The organism is Cellulosimicrobium composti, from assembly GCF_009711085.1.
GTDB classification, from domain to species: Bacteria; Actinomycetota; Actinomycetes; order Actinomycetales; family Cellulomonadaceae; genus Cellulosimicrobium; species Cellulosimicrobium composti.
Genome location: NZ_WMKA01000018.1, coordinates 13661 through 30809 on the forward strand (window position 1 = coordinate 13661; position 17149 = coordinate 30809).

Here is a 17149-nt window from a genome sequence, read left to right on the forward strand (position 1 = left end):
GGGGCAGGACCGCATGGTCGGCGGGTGGGGTCAGGCCGGGAGGTCGACGACGCGGCTGTCGCCCCGGCGCGCGGTGAGGGCGCCGGACGACGCCGCGGCGAGGTCGGCGTCGAACCGGTCGAGCGCGGCGGGCGGGACGAGCACGGTGAACGCGGCGACGGCGCCGTACGCGACGTCGTCGAGCGTGCCGTCGTGGTGGGTGCACCAGTCGCGCAGGACGCCGTGCAGGCGACCCGCGTCGGCGTGCGGGACGTCGACGTGCACGGCGGTGAGCACGGCGCGACGCACCGGGCGGGCCCGGTCGAGGGCCTCGCTCACGGCGGTCGAGTACGCGCGCACCAGGCCGCCCGCGCCGAGCAGCACCCCGCCGAAGTACCGCGTGACGACGGCGACGACGTCCGTGACCCGGCGGTGGCGCAGCACCTCGAGCATGGGGATCCCCGCCGTGCCCGAGGGCTCGCCGTCGTCCGTGGAGCGCTGCTGGTCGGCGTGCGCGCCGACGACGAGCGCGACGCAGTGGTGCCGGGCGTCCCAGTGCTCCTTGCGCAGCCGCGCGACGACGGCGTCGGCCTCGGCGACGGTCGCGACGGGGGAGAGGTGCGCGAGGAACCGCGACTTCTTGACGACGAGCTCGTGGTCGACCGGACGGGCGATCGTGCCCCACAGCTCGCCGGTACCCGTGCTCATGCGAGCGAGCCTAGCGGCGCGAGGAGGGGGCCCCGTCCGGGGCCCCGCCCGCGGGCGCGACAGAGCGCCACGGCGCGAACCGCACCGGTCCGGAGAGCACCGGTCCGGAGAGCACCGGTCCTGATGCTCCGGTCCCGGACGAAGCCGTCCGGGCGTGCTGGCCCGGACGCAGCGGTGCCCGGGTCGAGGGCTCCGACCCGGGCACCGGCGCGCGAGGAGAGACGGTCAGTCCGTCCCGGACTCCATCGCGGCGCGGTCGAGGAGCGCGTCGTCCTCCTCGACCTTGCCGCGCGACGCGATGACCTCCGCGCCGCCCTCGGGCATGGCGCCGATGAGCTCGGTCGATGCGCCCTGCGCCGCGCCGATGAGGGCGGCGTGGGTCGTGCCGACGATGCCGATGCCCGCGTACTGCTCGAGCTTGGCGCGCGAGTCCGCGATGTCGAGGTTGCGCATGGTGAGCTGGCCGATGCGGTCCATGGGGCCGAACGCCGAGTCCTCGGTGCGCTCCATCGAGAGCTTGTCCGGGTGGTAGCTGAACGCGGGCCCCGTCGTGTCGAGGATCGAGTAGTCCTCGCCGCGGCGCAGGCGCAGCGTCACCTCGCCCGTCACGGCGGTGCTGACCCAGCGCTGCAGGGACTCGCGGATCATGAGGGCCTGCGGGTCGAGCCAGCGGCCCTCGTACATGAGCCGGCCGAGGCGGCGGCCCTCGGTGTGGTACTGCGCGAGCGTGTCCTCGTTGTGGATCGCGTTGACGAGGCGCTCGTACGCGGCGTGGAGCAGCGCCATGCCGGGGGCCTCGTAGATGCCGCGGCTCTTCGCCTCGATGATGCGGTTCTCGATCTGGTCCGACATGCCGAGCCCGTGACGACCGCCGATCGCGTTGGCCTCCTTGACGAGGTCGACCGCGGACTCGAACTCGCGCCCGTCGATCGACACGGGGCGGCCCTGCACGAACCCGATCGTCACGTCCTCGGTCGCGATCTCGACCTCGGGGTCCCAGAACCGCACGCCCATGATCGGCTCGACCGTCTCGATGCCGGTGTCCAGGTGCTCGAGCGTCTTCGCCTCGTGCGTCGCGCCCCAGATGTTGGCGTCCGTGGAGTACGCCTTCTCGGTGCTGTCGCGGTAGGGGAGGTCGTGGGCGAGGAGCCACTCCGACATCTCCTTGCGCCCGCCGAGCTCGGCGACGAAGTCCGCGTCGAGCCACGGCTTGTAGATCCGCAGCGCGGGGTTGGCGAGCAGGCCGTAGCGGTAGAACCGCTCGATGTCGTTGCCCTTGAACGTCGAGCCGTCGCCCCAGATCTGGACGTCGTCCTCCTGCATCGCGCGCACCAGCAGGGTCCCGGTGACGGCGCGGCCCAGGGGAGTGGTGTTGAAGTACGCGCGGCCGCCCGAGCGGATGTGGAACGCGCCGCAGGCCAGGGCGGCGAGGCCCTCCTCGACGAGCGCGGCCCGGCAGTCGACGAGGCGCGCGATCTCGGCGCCGTACGCGGTCGCGCGGCCGGGCACCGACGCGATGTCGGGCTCGTCGTACTGGCCGATGTCGGCGGTGTAGGTGCACGGCACGGCGCCCTTGTCGCGCATCCAGGCGACGGCGACGGACGTGTCGAGGCCGCCGGAGAACGCGATGCCGACGCGCTCGCCCACGGGCAGGGAGGTGAGAACCTTGGACATAGTCAAAGTATGCGCGATTCTGCATAGGTATTCAATCTGAGGCCGCGCGCCGGGTTCCTCCCGGCGCGTCGCGGCGCGCCATCCGCACAAAAAGTGTGCCAAGCAGTACGGTCCTCACCATGCGCACCGACGATGTCGTCCCACCCGCCGGCCCCGACGGCCCGCCGCCGGACGGCGCGCCCCGCGAGGCCCCGGTGTCACCGGGCGGTGCCGACGCCGAGCCCGGGACGACGCGCGCCGTCGCGCCGGGCGCGCAGGGGAGGGCGTCCCGCTACCCGCGCCCGACGGTCACGCTCGCCGAGGCGGAGTGGGTGTGGCGCCTGCTCGCGACGGAGGCCATGGTCGAGTCGGCGAAGCCCGAGACGGTGCGCCTGGCCGTCGTCGCGGGGCTCACGCGCGCCACCGGCGCCCGGTACGGCGACCTCCTGCGCTGCACGACCGACGCGATCGACCTCGGCCCGTCGACGGCGCGGGCGGGGGAGGGGAGGGTCGTGCTGACGCACGGCAAGCACCGCACGGTCCGCGAGCACGTGCTCAGCGCGAGCGTCGTCGTCGTGCTGCGCCGCTGGATGGCCGTGCGCGAGGTGCTCGCAGCCGACCTGGAGGGCTCGGTGCCGCGCGCGCTGCTGCTCACGGTGCACCACACGCACGACAACGGCGTCACCGTGTCGAGCGGCCTGCCGATCACGAAGCAGGGTCTCGTGCTGTCGTGGCGGCGGTTCGTGCACCGGACGAACGCGCGCTACGGCGCGGTGCGCGCGCCGCTGCCGACGCGCTTCGAGCAGGTGCGGCGCGCGTGGGTCGAGGCGTCAGCCCCGGCGGGCAGCGGGATCGTCGCCGGCCCCGGACTCGGTGACGACGCCGGGCGGGACGCCCTCCTCGCCGTCGAGCTCCTGGAACAGCGTGACGTGGAGGCCCGCGGGGGCGTCGAGGCGTGAGTTGAGCGAGCGCCAGGGCGTGGTCGTCGGGGGAGCGACGAGCTCCGCCCCGGCCTCGACCGCGCGTCGCGTCGCCTCCTGGGCGTCGTCGACCTCGAACGCGACGCGTAGGTGCCCGGCCACCTGGCGCCCGACCTCCAGGTCGTCGATCGCCCGCTTGTGCGCGGGGTTCGCGATCTCGAGCGTCGCGCGCCCGACGTCGAGGATCGCCACGCGGTCGTCCTCGCCGTCGGCGTAGGCGATGCGCTCGGGGAGGCCCAGGACGTCGCGGTAGAAGGCGAGGGCGGCGTCGTAGTCCTCGGCCTCGACGACGAGGCGGAGCTGGCGGACGGCGGGCGGCGGGGTGGTCTCGTCGGTCATGCCCCCGACTCTAGTGGCCTTGCGGAAAAAATAGTGTGCCAAGCGCTTCATTCACACCATCACCACCGCGGACACCTCACCACCCAGCACAGACGAGGAGGGGTCGCCACGGCGGTGCGTGACGGCCCCTCGTGACCCTGCCCGCGCTGGGGCGGCAGGGGAGCGCCTCGTGTCAGGGCTGGCCGGTGGCGGCTTCCTCGGCCTTGCGCGCGGCGCCCTTCTCGGTGCTCGCGCCCTCGGTGGACAGGTCGCCGCGCGTCGACTCGAGGTGCGCACGGACGAACCAGTGGAAGAGCTCGAGCTCGTGGAGGTGGCCGACGAGGAGGTCGTTCGTGACGTCGTCGAGCTCCTCGGTGGCGGTCGCGGCCTCGCGGTGCGCGGTGATGACGCCGACGTACACCTCGTCGAGCGCGCCGAGGTGCGCGATCGTCGACGCGCGGCCCAGCGAGTAGTCCTCCCAGCTGCGCGCGGCGACGAGCGCCCCGGGGGTGCCCTGCGGCGAGACGCCGAGGGTCGCGATGCGCTCGGCGGTCGCGTCGACCATCGCGCGCACGGCGTCGACCTGCGGGTCGAGCATCTCGTGCACCGCGATGAAGTGCGGTCCGACGACGTTCCAGTGGATGTGCTTGAGCGTCAGCTGGAGGTCGTTGAGCGCGTGGAGACGCTCCTGGAGGATGCCGGCCACCTTCGCCCCTTCCTCCGGGGTGAGCGACGGGACCGTGTACTTGGGCAGGGGACGAGCGGCCATGGGTGCCTCCTCGGGTCGGGTGCGCGCGCCGCGTCGCGGCGGGGACGGCCGGCGGTGCCGTCCTGGCCCATCGTGGGGCGCCCGGGCGCTCCTCGCAGGACGAGCGCCCGACGCCGGGGACGCGGGCCGACCTCGCAGGAGGACCTCGCAGGGGCGACGGCGAGGAACCGTCGGCGCCCGTGCGGCCCGGTCAGGCGTGCCGCGACGCCTCGGCGTGCACCCCGGCGACGGCCGCCGCGACGAACGCGGCCGGGTCGGCGTCGAGTCCGCGCCCCATCGTCGAGAGGCGGACGGGGGTCGCGCGCAGGGCGTCGACGAGGTCGGTCCCGGCGGGGACGTCGACGAGGTGATGACGCCCGTCCGGGGCTGCGAGCGACGCGGCCTGCCGGGCGACGCGGTGCGTGAGGTCCTGCCCCCACCCGGGGAGCGCCTCGACCTCGGGCGCGGGCACCGGCACGGGGATCTCGCTCGGGGCGAGCGCGACGCGGCCGTACGCGGTGAGCGAGTGGTGGGAGACGCCGAGGTGGCGGTCACGTGCGTCGGCGCCCGAGACGCGCAGCGAGGCGACGGGACGCCCGCCGAGCGCGACGACCGCGTTGAGGGCCTCGCCCGCGGCGACGCCCGAGAAGCCCCAGCGCGTGCCGGTCCCGAGGTTGCCGGGCCCCTGGGCGACGACGACGAGGTCGGCGCCGACGACGTGGTGCGCGGCGAGCAGGCCGGTGTGCACCGTGACGGCCTCGAGGTCGCCGCCGAACGCCTGGCCGACGGTGACGCACGCGTCGATCCACCCCGCGTCGCGCAGCGTCGCGACGGTGCGGGAGAACGCGGCCGGGAGCGCGCCGCCGTCGGTCATGACGTACGCGACGCGCGGGGCCGGACGGTCCGCGAGCGCCGCGGCGTGCCGGGCGCCGGCGACGACGGCGGGCAGGGCGGAGTGGAGGTCGGCGACGACGACGGGGGTGCGGGCGAGGTCGTCGGCGTCGCGGAGGGTGTCGTGGTGGGGGGACTCCTGCTCGTCGACGCCGAGGACGAGGGCCTGCAGGGGCGTGTAGCGGGCCTTGACGAGGTGGCCGGGTCCGGGCGTGGGGTCGGGCGGGAGGGGGGTGCCGGGTCTGGCGGGGCCGACGACGAGGGCGTAGCCGCCGGTGCCGAGGCCGCGGGCGAGCGCGGAGACGTTGAGGAGCACGTGGTCGCCGGGGGCGGGGGTGCCGACGAGGTGGGTGTAGGCGAGGGCGCGCACGGTGGCGTCGGGGTCGTCGTCGCGCCCGGGGAGGGGTGCGTGGAGCCGGACGTGCAGCTCCTGGGCTCCGGTCCAGGCCTTCGCGTGCGACACCACGGTCGCGGTCCGCCACGTGATCACGCGGCACACCCTATCGACCGACTAGCGTGGTGCCCGATGTCCGCTCCCTCGCCCTCGTCCTCGTCGTCGTCCGCCGTGCCCGCGTCGGCGGGGTCGCCGACGAACCCGGCGGCGCGTCTGCTGAACCTGGTGATCGCGTTGGTGAACACGAACGCGTCGATGACGAAGCAGCAGATCCGGGCGAGCGTGGCGGGGTACGGGGATGCGCCGTCGCCGGACGCGTTCGAGCGGATGTTCGAGCGGGACAAGGACACGTTGCGCGAGCTGGGGATCCCGATCGTCACGGTGGACGCGGGTGGGCACGCGGACGAGGTGGGGTACCGGATCGACCAGGACGCGTACGCGCTGCCGGCGGTGGACCTGACGCCGGCGGAGCTGGGGGTGCTGGCGCTGGCGGCGCAGTTCTGGCAGGACAAGACGTTGCGGACGGACATCTCGCGGGCGTTGACGAAGCTGCGGGCGGCGGGTGCGGGTGAGACGGCGATGGACGTCGTGGCGGGTCTGGCGCCGCGGGTGCGTCCGGTGGGGGACGCGTACGGGACGTTGATGGACGCGATCTCGGCGCGGCGGGCGGTGTCGTTCACGTACCGGGCGGCGAGCACGGGCGAGGTGCGGTCGCGGCGGGTGCAGCCGTGGCGGATCGCGGCGCGGCGGGGCGGCTGGTACCTGGTGGGTTTCGACCTGGACCGGGGTGCGCCGCGGTCGTACCGGTTGAGCCGGGTGGAGGGGCGTGTGCGGGCGACGGGGCCGCGGGACGCGTTCGAGGTGCCGGTGGACGTGGACGTGGACGCGGCGCTGGGGTCGCGGGACGCGGGGGGTGTGGCGCGGCTGGCGGTGGTGCCGGAGCGTGCGGGGGCGTTGCGGGCGCGGGGGACGGTCGTGGGGTCGGTGCCGGACGCGCGGGCGGGTGACGGCGCGGGCCGGGACGTGCTGGAGGTGCCGTACGACGTGCGGTACGCGATGGCGGACGAGGTCGTGGGGTACGGGGATGCGGTGCTGGTGCTGGGGCCGCCGGACCTGCGGGAGGCGGTGGTGCGCCGGTTGCGGGCCGCGGCGGCGCTCGTGCTGCCTGCGGGGTCGGGCTCGGCGGAGGTGGGGGAGCGTGGCTGAGCGCGCGGACGACCGGTTGGTGCGGCTGCTGGGCATCGTGGCGTACCTGGACGGTGCGGGGCCGGTGCCGGTGGGGGAGCTGGCGCGGCACTTCGGCGTGAGCGAGCGGCAGGTGCTGGACGACGTGGACGCCCTGTGGGTGTCGGGGACGCCGGGGTACTGGCCGGACGACCTCATCGACTTCGACGCGGACTCGTTCGAGCGTGGCGTGGTGCGGTTGACGGAGGCGCGCGGGATGACGCGCCCGTTGCGGTTGGGGACGCGTGAGGCGGTGGCGCTCATCGCGGCGTTGCGGGCGATGCGTGAGACGGCGGCGGTGCAGGCGGACCCGGAGCGTGCGGGCGTGGTGGAGTCGGTGCTGCGCAAGCTGACGGACGCGACGGGGGAGGCGGCGGCGGCGCTCGACGTGCAGCTCGCGCCGGAGGGGGACCGGCGGGTGGTGGCGGCGGTCACGAGCGCGCTCGTCGCGGGTCATCGCCTGCGGATCCGGTACGTCACGGCGGCGGACGAGGAGTCGGAGCGCGAGATCGACCCGGTGTCGCTGCACACGCAGGACGAGCACGCGTACCTCCTGGCGTGGTGCCACCGTGCGCGCGGGCGCCGCACGTTCCGCGTCGACCGCATCCTCGCCGCGACCGAGCTGGACCAGCCCGTGGAGGGGCACGACGTCGATCCCGACGTGGACTTCACCCCGACCGGCGACGCGCCGCTCGCGACGATCACGTTCGCGAGCCCGGCGCGTGCGGTGGCGGAGCAGGTGCCGGTGGAGTCGGTGCGGAACCTGCCGGACGGCGCGTTCGAGGTGCGGCTGCGCGTGACGAACCCGGTGTGGTTGCGTCAGCTGCTCACGGAGCGGGCGCGGCACGTGCTGGCGGTCGAGCCGGCGGCGGTCGCGCAGGACGTGCGCGAGGCCGCGAGCGCGGCGCTGGCGGCGTACGCGCACCTGCCGGCGGACCCCGTCGACGGGCCGGGCGCCGGTGCGCGGGCTGCTGGCTAGGGTGGGCGGCATGTGGTTCTGGGTCTGGACGGTGCTCGTGGTGGGCACGCTCGTGGGCGCGTTCTTCCTGGCCCGCCGGTTGTGGCGGTCGGTGAGGGGGCTGGGTCGCGAGCTGTCGCGTGCGTCGGAGGTGGCGGCGCAGATGGGCGCGCGCGCGGACGAGCTGTCGCGGGCGCTGCAGGAGGCGCAGCCGTCGACGGCGCCGACGCTGTTCGAGGACCCGGTGGTGCTGCAGGAGCGGGTGGACGTGCTGCGTGCGCGGCGCGTGGACCGCAGGGCGGACCGGCGTCGGCGCGACGAGCTGGTGTGGTCCCGCTGGCGCCGTTTCAACGCGTAGACTGCCGCGCGTAGCGCCGTCCCCCCCTGAGGAGGAGTTAGCCCATGGGCATGCTCAAGCCCTGGCACATCATCGTGCTGGTCGTCGTCATCCTGCTCCTCTTCGGCGCGCGCCGTCTGCCGGACCTGGCCCGGAGCGTCGGGCAGTCGCTGAAGATCTTCAAGAGCGAGGTCAAGGACCTGCGCGACGACGACGCGACGCCCCCCGCCTCCGGTGCCGCGGGCACGGGCTCGTCGACCTCGACCGGCTCGTCGACCGCCACCGGTGGGACGACCGCGCCCGTGCAGGACGACCCCCCGAAGGCGTAGGCGGTGTCACGTACGTCCCGTGACCCCGAGGGGCGGATGCCGCTCCGTGAGCACCTGCTGGAGCTGCGCAAGCGCCTGTTCCTCTCGGCGTGCGGTCTCGTCGTGGGCGCGGTCGTGGGGTGGTTCCTCTACGAGCCGCTGCTCGAGGCGTTGCAGGCCCCGCTGCTGAAGGCGGCTGAGGAGCAGGGGAAGGTCATCAGCCTGAACTTCTCGGGTCTGGCCTCGGCGCTCGACATGAAGGTGAAGGTCGCGCTGTTCCTCGGTGTGATCGTCACGTGCCCGTGGTGGTTGTACCAGCTGTGGGCGTTCATCACGCCGGGTCTGACGACGCGGGAGAAGCGGTACGCGTTCGCGTTCCTCGGTGCGTCGGTGCCGTTGTTCCTCGGTGGGGCGCTGCTCGCGTGGTGGGTGCTGCCGCACGCGGTGGACATCCTGGCGGGCTTCGTGCCGGAGGGGGCGACGAACCTGGCGGACGCGCAGGGGTACCTGAGCTTCGTCATGCGTCTCGTGCTGGCGTTCGGCCTGGCGTTCGTGCTGCCTGTCGTGCTGGTGGCGCTCAACGCGGCGGGCATGCTGCGTGCGTCGAGCATGGCGAAGGGCTGGCGGTGGGCGGTGCTCATCGCGTTCGTGTTCGCGGCCGTGATGACGCCGACGCCGGACGCGCTGACGATGATCTTCGTGGCGCTGCCGATCTGCGGCCTGTACTTCGCGGCGCTCGGCATCAGCTACCTCCACGACCGGCGCGTCGACAAGCGCGACGCCGCGCGGCTCGCCCTGTGACCGGTCGGGTCCGTCCGCGCCCTGCCGGGCGCGGCGCGCGGGCATGAGCACGGTCGCGCTCGTCGTCAACCCGACGGCGGGCCGGGGGCGCGGCCGTGCCGCGGGCGAGAGCACGGCACGCGCCCTGCGCGACGCCGGGCACGACGTCGTCGACCTGAGCGCCCCGAGCCTGCCCCTCGCGCAGGAGTCCGCGGACGCCGCCGTGCGCGGCGGCACGGGTGGCGGTTCCGCGGTCGGCGCGCTCGTCGTCGTCGGCGGGGACGGCATGGTGCACCTCGGGGTGAACGCGACCGCCGGGACCGGCGTGCCCCTCGGCGTCGTCGCGGTTGGCACGGGCAACGACTTCGCGCACGCCGTCGGCCTGCCGACCGGGCGCGCCGACCGGTGCGTGGACACGCTCCTCGCGGCCCTCGGCGGTGCGGGCGCCGACCCGGCCGTGCGCGCCGTCGACGCGGGCCGGGTCACGGGCGAGCACCTCGGCGCGCCGCGCTGGTACGCGGGCGTGCTGTCCGCCGGGATCGACGCCGCCGTGAACGCGCACGCGAACGCTGCCACGTGGCCGCGGGGCCGGGCCCGGTACGCGCGCTCCGCCCTCGCCGAGCTCTCCCGCTACCGCCCGTACGGGTACCGGGTCACGGTGCGCGGCGTCCCCGTGGGCGACGACGTGCCGGACGTCCTCGCGGGCGCTCCCCTCCTGCGCGACGGCCACCGCACCGGGGCGGGCGCCGACGCGCACGACGGCGGCACGCTCGTGTGGGAGTCGCCGGGCGCGCTCGTGTCGGTCGCGAACGGCCCGCGCTTCGGCGGCGGGGTGCGCATCGCGCCGGACGCCGCGCTCGACGACGGGCTCCTGGACGTCGTCGTCGCGGGCGCGTTCGGGCGGTGGGGTGCCACGCGCGTCTTCCCCGGCATGTACGCGGGGCGTCACCTCGCTCACCCGGCGGTCGGGACGCTGCGCGCGACGTCGGTGACGATCGCCCCGACGGCCGCCGGCGCGCCCCCGCCGCACGCGTTCGCCGACGGGGAGCACCTCGGCCCGCTGCCCGTGCGCGTGGACGTCGCGCCCGGCGCGGTGCGCGTGCTGCACGCGACCGGCACCGCGTCGCCCCGTCCCTGACCTGCCGGCGACGGACGGTCGCCGCGACCTGCGAGGGCGCCGCCGGACCGTAGGCTGGCCCCATGACGGCCGCCGACTCGCCCGCCGCCCGCTACGCCGCGTCCCGGGCCCGCCAGGCGGCGTCCCGCACGCGGCTCGCGGAGTTCCGCGCCATCCTCGACTTCCCGCTCGACGACTTCCAGGAGCGCGCGTGCGAGGCGCTCGAGGAGGGCCGCGGCGTGCTCGTCGCCGCCCCCACCGGCGCCGGCAAGACCGTCGTGGGGGAGTTCGCCGTCCACCTCGCCCTCGCCGGCGGTCGCAAGGCGTTCTACACCACGCCCATCAAGGCGCTGTCCAACCAGAAGTACGGCGACCTCGTGCGCCGTTACGGCGCGGACTCCGTGGGGCTGCTCACGGGCGACACCACCATCAACGGCAACGCGCCCGTCGTCGTCATGACGACCGAGGTGCTGCGCAACATGCTGTACGCGGGGTCGAGCACGCTCGACGGTCTCGCGTTCGTCGTCATGGACGAGGTGCACTACCTCGCCGACCGGTTCCGCGGGCCGGTGTGGGAAGAGGTCATCATCCACCTGCCCGACGACGTGCAGCTCGTCTCCCTGTCCGCGACCGTGTCCAACGCGGAGGAGTTCGGCGACTGGCTCGAGATGGTGCGCGGCGACACGACCGTCGTCGTCAGCGAGCGCCGACCCGTCCCGTTGTGGCAGCACGTGCTCGTCGCGTCGGCGAACCCGGCGACGGGCGTCGCGCACGCGGGGGGCGGGCGCGCGCTCGGCGCGGACCTGCTCGACCTGTACGCGGGGCACGTGGACCCGACCGACCCGGGCGTGAACCCGCCGATCAACCCGGACCTGCTGGCCGCGTTCCGCGCGGCCCCGCGCACGAGCGCGTCGGGCCCGGGCGGGCGGCGCGGCCCCGGGGACCGCGGGTACCGGGGGCGCGGTGGGCGACGCCCCGGCCCGGACCGTGCCGTCGGGACGCGGCGCACCCCGGCGCGGTTCGCGGTCGTGGACGCCCTCGACGCGGACGGGCTGCTGCCCGCGATCTACTTCATCTTCTCCCGCGCGGGGTGCGAGGGCGCCGTGCAGCAGTGCCTCGCGGCGGGTCTGCGCCTGACGTCGCCCGCGGAGGAGGCCGAGATCCGGCGCGTCGCGGAGGAGCGGACGCAGACCATCCCGGCGGAGGACCTCGAGGTGCTCGGCTACTGGACGTGGACGGAGTCGCTCGCGCGCGGGATCGCGGCCCACCACGCGGGGATGCTGCCGGTGTTCAAGGAGACCGTGGAGGAGCTGTTCAGCCGTGGGCTGGTGAAGGTCGTGTTCGCGACCGAGACGCTCGCGCTCGGCATCAACATGCCTGCGCGCTCGGTCGCGCTGGAGAAGCTCGTCAAGTGGGACGGGACGGCGCACGTGGACGTCACTCCCGGCGAGTACACACAGCTCACCGGGCGCGCGGGGCGGCGCGGCATCGACGTCGAGGGGCACGCCGTCGTCGTCGACCACGCGGGCCTGGACCCCGTGCACCTCGCGGGCCTGGCGTCCAAGCGCCTGTACCCGCTGCGGTCGAGCTTCCGGCCCACGTACAACATGGCGGTCAACCTCGTCGCGCAGGTGGGGCGGGACCGGGCGCGGGAGGTGCTGGAGACGTCGTTCGCGCAGTTCCAGGCCGACCGCGGCGTCGTCGGGCTCGCGAAGCAGGCGCAGGCGCACGCGGAGGCCCTCGACGGGTACGCGCGCGCGATGACGTGCGACCGGGGCGACTTCGCCCAGTACGCGGCGCTGCGGCGGCGCATCACCGCGCGCGAGGGCGACCTGTCGCGTGCCGCGAGCCGGGCGCGGCGCGCCGAGGTCGTGGCCGCGTTCGAGCGGCTGCGTCCCGGGGACGTCGTGGAGGTGCCGTCGGGGCGGCGCGCGGGCTTCGTCGTCGTGCTCGACCCGGGGGAGGGGGCCGGGTTCGACGGGCCGCGCCCCACCGTGCTCACGCAGGACCGGCAGGTGAAGAAGCTCACCGTCGCCGACGCCCCGGGCGGCATCCGCACCGTGGCGAAGGTCCGCATCCCCAAGGCGTTCAACCCGCGCGTCCCCGCGCAGCGGCGCGACCTCGCGTCCACGCTGCGCAACGCGCTCGGGGCGCTCGACGAGCCCGGGGCCCGGCCCGGGCGCACGACCCGCGCCCGCTCGGGCGCGGCGGACGACGCCGAGCTGTCGCGCCTGCGCGCCCAGCTGCGCGCGCACCCCTGCCACGACTGCCCCGACCGGGAGGACCACGCCCGCTGGGCGGAGCGGTGGGCGCGGCTGAAGAAGGAGCACGACCAGCTCGTGCGCCGCGTCGAGGGTCGCACGGGCTCGATCGCGCGCGTGTTCGACCGCATCTGCGACGTCCTCCTCACCCTCGGGTACCTCGCCCCCGGCGACGTCGAGGACGACCCGGCCGCGCCGCTCGAGGACGCGCTCGACGCCGAGCAGCCCACGGACGACGCCCGGGCGTCGCGCGGCGGGCTGCGCGTCACCCGCGACGGGCGGTGGCTGCGCCGCCTGTACGCGGAGAACGACCTGCTGCTCGCCGAGTGCCTGCGCCGCGGCGTGTGGGAGGACCTCGACGCGCCCGCCCTCGCCGCCGTCGTGTCCACGTGCGTGTACGCGGGGCGGCGCGACGACCACCACGGCGAGCCCGACGTGCCCGGCGGCCCGCACGGGAAGCTGGCCCGCGCGCTCGAGGCGACGACGCGCGTGTGGTCCGAGGTGGACGATCTCGAGGAGGAGCACGACATCGACGCGACGGGGCCGCTCGACGAGGGTCTCGTGACCGCCGTGCACCGGTGGGCCGTGGGCCGCAGCCTCGACGCGGTGCTGCGCGGCTCGGAGATCGCCGCGGGCGACTTCGTGCGCTGGTGCAAGCAGGTCATCGACGTGCTCGACCAGGTCGCGGGCGCCGCCCCCACGCCCGAGGTGCGGCGCACCGCCCGCCAGGCGATCGACCGGCTGCGCCGCGGCGTCGTCGCGTACTCCAGCGTGTGAGCCGCCGCGCGTGACGTGCGCGACACCCGCCGCGACCTGCGCGGACGCCGGGCCGGGAGGATGAGTTTCGTGCGGTTGTGGCGGTATCGTGAAGGATTGTGGCCTCAACCCTGTACCGCGGTGGCGTGATCCACTCCTCGGCCGACCCGTTCGCCGAGGCCCTCCTCGTCGACGACGGCGTGATCGCCTGGATCGGCGCCGACGACACGGCCGACGGGCTCGCCGCCCGCGCCGACCGCGTGATCGACCTCGACGGCGCGCTCGTCGCGCCCGGCTTCGTCGATGCCCACGTCCACCTGTTCGAGGTCGGGCTCGCCCTCGCGGGCGTCGACCTGTCCGCGAGCGCCGGCGTCACGTCGCTCGCGGCCGCGCTGGAGGCGGTCGCGAAGGCGGCGGCCGCGTCCGGGGACGACGACGTGGTGCTCGCGTTCGGGTGGGACGAGCGCGCGTGGCCGGAGGGGCGCCCGCCGACGCGCGAGGAGCTGGACGCGGCCGCGGGCGGGCGTGCGGTGTACGCGGCGCGCGTGGACGTGCACTCGGCGGTGGTGTCGAGCGAGCTCGCGCGTCGGTGCGGACTGGAGGGGCGCGCGGGCTGGGACGCGTCGGGCTGGGTGTCCGGGGAGGCGCACCACGTGGCGCGGGACGTGGCGCGCGACGTGTCGCCGGCGCGGCGCACGGAGCTGTACCGGTCGGCGCTGCGCGCGGCGGCGGAGCAGGGCGTGGTGTCGGTGCACGAGATGAGCGCCCCGTACATCGACACGCGTGCGGGGCTGCGCGAGCTGCTGGAGCTCACGGCGGACGCGGCCTCGGGGCTGGCGCACGTCGTGGGGTACCGGGGCGAGCTGTGCACGACGGTCGACGACGCGCGCGCGCTGCTCGCGGACGTGCCGGGCCTGACGGGGATCGCGGGCGACCTCAACGTGGACGGGTCGATCGGGTCGCGGACGGCGGCGATGCGCCTGCCGTACCAGGACGGGCCGGACCGGTCCGCCCGGGGGTCGCTCTACCTGAGCGCGGAGCAGATCGCGAACCACCTGTCCGCGGTCGGGGCGGCGGGCACGCAGGGCGGGTTCCACGTCATCGGGGACCGGGCCATGGACGAGCTGGTGCTGGGCCTGAAGGTCGCGGCGGAGGTGCACGGGCAGGGCGCGGTGCGTGCGGCGCACCACCGGGTGGAGCACGCGCTGTTCGTGGACGCGACGGCGCTGGCGACGCTGCTGCTGTTCGGGGTGAGCCTGAGCATCCAGCCGGCGTTCGACGCGGCGTGGGGCGGCCCGGACGGCATGTACGCGGCGCGCGTGGGCGCGATGCGCGCGCAGGGGCTGAGCCCGTTCGCGGACCTCGCGGGCGCGGGCGTGCCGCTCGCGTTCGGGTCGGACGCTCCGGTGACGCGGATCGACCCGTGGGCGGGGGTGCTGGCGGCGATGTCGCACGTGGACCCGGACCAGCAGATCTCGGCGCGGGCGGCGTTCCGGGCGCACACGCGCGGCGGGTGGCGCATCGCGGGGCTGGACCACACGGGTGCGGGGCAGCTGCGGGTGGGGGCGCCGGCGCACCTGGCGGTGTGGCAGGGCGAGCACCTGGTGGTGCAGGGCGCGCTCGGGCGTCAGACGTCGTCGTGGAGCACGGACGCGCGTGCGGGACAGCCGCTGCTGCCCGAGCTCGGGCCGGACGTGCCGCGGCCCCGGTGCCTGCAGACGGTGCGGGCGGGCGTGCCGCTGTACGACACGTTCGTCTGAGCGCCACCGCTTGACAGGGGCGTGAGCCGGAGTAGTTTCGTGGGGGTGTTCCGGCCCCCGCGGCCGCAGGGGGATCAGCCACCGACGACGACCCCTCGGCGTGCCGCGCCGGGTACCTGGCCGGGCTCGCGCGCTCAGTAGAAAACGTGCTGCGTCGGTGGCGGCGTCGTACGGGCCGAAGGGCGCGCGAGCCCGCACGCACCGCCCGACCCGGGTCGTGTGCAGGTGCGTGGCGTAAGGTGCACCCGTGCACGCCCCCGAGCCCACGGCCGCCCCGGCCGGGAGGTCCCGCCCCTCGGCGCCGGGCGCTCCCGACCCGGCCCCCGCCGCGTCCGACCGTCACGACCCCGGCGCCGCGGGCTCCCGCACCCCCGCCTCGCCCCCGTCGCTCCCGCTCGCGCTGCTGCTCGCGGCCGCGGGCGGCCTCGTCACCGACGCGGCGTTCCCCGACCGCGGCTGGTGGCCGCTCGCGTTCGTGGGCGTGGCCGCGCCGTTCGTGGCCCTCCGTGCCGGGGGCGCGCGGCGCGGGTTCCTCGTCGGGCTCGTGTGGGGCCTCGCGTTCTTCCTGCCGCACCTGTGGTGGGCCCGGTACGCGACGGAGACCGTGCCGTGGGTCGCGCTGTCCGTGATGGAGGCGTGCTTCGTCGGCGTGGTGGGCGCGGCGTGGGCCCTGGTGCGGCGCCGGTCCTGGCTGGCGGACCGCCCGGGCCGGCAGGCCGTGGCGTTCGCGGTCCTGTTCGTCGCGGCCGAGCAGGCGCGCAGCGAGGTCCCGTTCGGCGGGTTCCCGTGGGGGCGGCTCGCGTTCTCCCAGGCCGGCTCCCCGCTCGGGCGTGCCGCATGGCTGGGCGGGGAGGTCCTCGTGTCCCTCCTCGTCGCGCTGGGCGGCTCCCTCCTCGCGGTCGCGGTGCTCGCGCTCGCGGCACGTCGCGACGTCGTGCGGCGGGCCGTCGTGCCCGTCGCGGTCGCGGGCGCGCTCGTCGCGGCGCCCCTCCTCGTGCCGCTCGACACGCGCGCGCAGGCGGGCACGCTCGCGGTGGGGGCCGTGCAGGGCAACGTAGGCGAACCGGGCCTGGGGTCGTTCGCGAACCGGGCCGAGGTGCTCGACAACCACCTGCAGGGCACGCTCGCGCTCCTGGACCAGGTCGAGCCGGGCGACCTCGACGTCGTGCTGTGGCCCGAGAACGGGTCCGACCTCGACCCGCAGACCGCTCCCGACGTGAGCCGCGCGATCGACGACGCCGCACGGGAGGTCGGGGCGCCGATCCTCGTCGGCGCGCAGGAGTACCCCGAGACCGGCGGCCGCTACAACGTCGCGCTGCTGTGGGAGCCGGGCGCGGGCGTCGTGGACCGGTACGCCAAGCAGCACCCCGCCCCGTTCGGGGAGTACATCCCGCTGCGGTCGCTGCTGCGCGTGTTCTCCGACCAGGTGGACCGCGTGACGATCGACATGATCCCGGGCGTCGGGACGGGCGTCGTCGACCTCGCGTCGGACCGGCTCGGGCGCACCGTGCCGCTCGGCGTCGTCATCTGCTTCGAGGTCGCGTACGCCGGGCTCGTCGACGACGCCGTCGCCGCGGGCGCCGAGGTGCTCGTCGTGCCCACGAACAACGCGTCCTTCGGGTACACCGCCGAGTCGACGCAGCAGCTCGCGATGTCGCGCCTGCGCGCGATCTCCACGGGGCGCGCGACCGTGCAGGTCTCGACCGTCGGCGTGAGCGGCGTCATCGCGCCCGACGGCACGCTGCTGCAGAGCACGGGGCTGTTCACCGCCGACCAGGTGGTCGCCGACCTGCCGCTGCGCACGAGCCTCACCCCGGCCGTGCGGGCCGGGGCGTGGCCGGGGCGCGTCGTCGAGCTCCTCGCGCTCGGGGCGCTGGCCGCCGCCGCGGTGGCCGCGGTCCGCGAGCGCCGCGCGTCGCGCACGGACGGCGGCGACGCGCCCCGGGGCGGGGCCGCGTGAGCGCGCACCCCGAGGGG

General features: G+C 75.7%; 14 protein-coding genes. 9 read left to right on the forward strand and 5 right to left on the reverse strand.

The features are described 5' to 3' along the window. Window positions 1–30: 30 nt before the first annotated feature. The 5 genes from GJV82_RS09535 to GJV82_RS09560 all read right to left on the reverse strand — a co-directional run bounded on the left by GJV82_RS09535 (window position 31) and on the right by GJV82_RS09560 (window position 5767). The gene (locus GJV82_RS09535; protein ID WP_155099060.1) at window positions 31–687 is read right to left on the reverse strand and encodes a YigZ family protein; all 657 of its coding nucleotides are present in this window, start codon (window positions 685–687) and stop codon (window positions 31–33) included. 225 nt (window positions 688–912) lie between these two features. After that, window positions 913–2361 carry an argininosuccinate synthase gene (gene argG / locus GJV82_RS09540; RefSeq protein ID WP_155099061.1) on the reverse strand — a complete coding sequence of 483 codons (1449 nt, stop codon included), beginning with the start codon at window positions 2359–2361 and terminating at the stop codon, window positions 913–915. Between the two features lie 809 nt (window positions 2362–3170). Further along, a complete protein-coding gene (locus GJV82_RS09550; protein WP_155099063.1) occupies window positions 3171–3659 on the reverse strand; it encodes a VOC family protein in 489 nt (162 codons plus the stop codon). A 172-nt stretch (window positions 3660–3831) separates the two neighbouring features. Next, complete coding sequence (locus GJV82_RS09555) at window positions 3832–4407, reverse strand: Dps family protein (RefSeq protein ID WP_024839704.1); 576 nt, start codon at window positions 4405–4407, stop codon at window positions 3832–3834. A 190-nt stretch (window positions 4408–4597) separates the two neighbouring features. Next, window positions 4598–5767, reverse strand: coding sequence for a DUF3866 family protein (locus GJV82_RS09560; protein ID WP_318657477.1), 1170 nt, complete (start codon window positions 5765–5767; stop codon window positions 4598–4600). A gap of 36 nt (window positions 5768–5803) precedes the next feature. Here GJV82_RS09560 and GJV82_RS09565 point away from each other — a divergent pair, with 36 nt between their 5' ends. The 9 genes from GJV82_RS09565 to lnt all read left to right on the forward strand — a co-directional run bounded on the left by GJV82_RS09565 (window position 5804) and on the right by lnt (window position 17132). Beyond that, window positions 5804–6877, forward strand: a complete 1074-nt coding sequence (locus GJV82_RS09565) for a helix-turn-helix transcriptional regulator (RefSeq protein WP_081772212.1) — start codon at window positions 5804–5806, stop codon at window positions 6875–6877. Continuing rightward, on the forward strand, window positions 6870–7874 hold the full coding sequence (locus GJV82_RS09570) for a helix-turn-helix transcriptional regulator (RefSeq protein WP_115942559.1): 1005 nt from the start codon (window positions 6870–6872) through the stop codon (window positions 7872–7874). The genes GJV82_RS09565 and GJV82_RS09570 overlap by 8 nt, the downstream gene beginning before the upstream one ends. 10 nt (window positions 7875–7884) lie before the next feature. After that, entirely contained in the window at window positions 7885–8211 is a 327-nt protein-coding gene (locus GJV82_RS09575; RefSeq protein WP_155099064.1) for a hypothetical protein, read from the forward strand. Between the two features lie 44 nt (window positions 8212–8255). Next, window positions 8256–8519 (forward strand): Sec-independent protein translocase subunit TatA, encoded by a 264-nt coding sequence (gene tatA, locus GJV82_RS09580; protein ID WP_024839699.1) that lies wholly within the window; start codon window positions 8256–8258, stop codon window positions 8517–8519. 36 nt (window positions 8520–8555) lie between these two features. Then, window positions 8556–9299, forward strand: coding sequence for a twin-arginine translocase subunit TatC (tatC, locus tag GJV82_RS09585; RefSeq protein WP_024839698.1), 744 nt, complete (start codon window positions 8556–8558; stop codon window positions 9297–9299). Between the two features lie 43 nt (window positions 9300–9342). Next, window positions 9343–10416 (forward strand): diacylglycerol/lipid kinase family protein, encoded by a 1074-nt coding sequence (locus tag GJV82_RS09590; protein WP_155099065.1) that lies wholly within the window; start codon window positions 9343–9345, stop codon window positions 10414–10416. 62 nt (window positions 10417–10478) lie between these two features. Beyond that, on the forward strand, window positions 10479–13433 hold the full coding sequence (locus GJV82_RS09595) for a DEAD/DEAH box helicase (protein ID WP_155099066.1): 2955 nt from the start codon (window positions 10479–10481) through the stop codon (window positions 13431–13433). 98 nt (window positions 13434–13531) lie between these two features. Then, window positions 13532–15172: an amidohydrolase gene (locus tag GJV82_RS09600; RefSeq protein WP_162288985.1), complete on the forward strand. Its 1641-nt coding sequence runs from the start codon at window positions 13532–13534 to the stop codon at window positions 15170–15172. A 247-nt stretch (window positions 15173–15419) separates the two neighbouring features. Continuing rightward, window positions 15420–17132, forward strand: a complete 1713-nt coding sequence (gene lnt / locus GJV82_RS09605) for an apolipoprotein N-acyltransferase (protein ID WP_318657478.1) — start codon at window positions 15420–15422, stop codon at window positions 17130–17132. The last annotated feature ends 17 nt before the right edge of the window (window positions 17133–17149 follow it).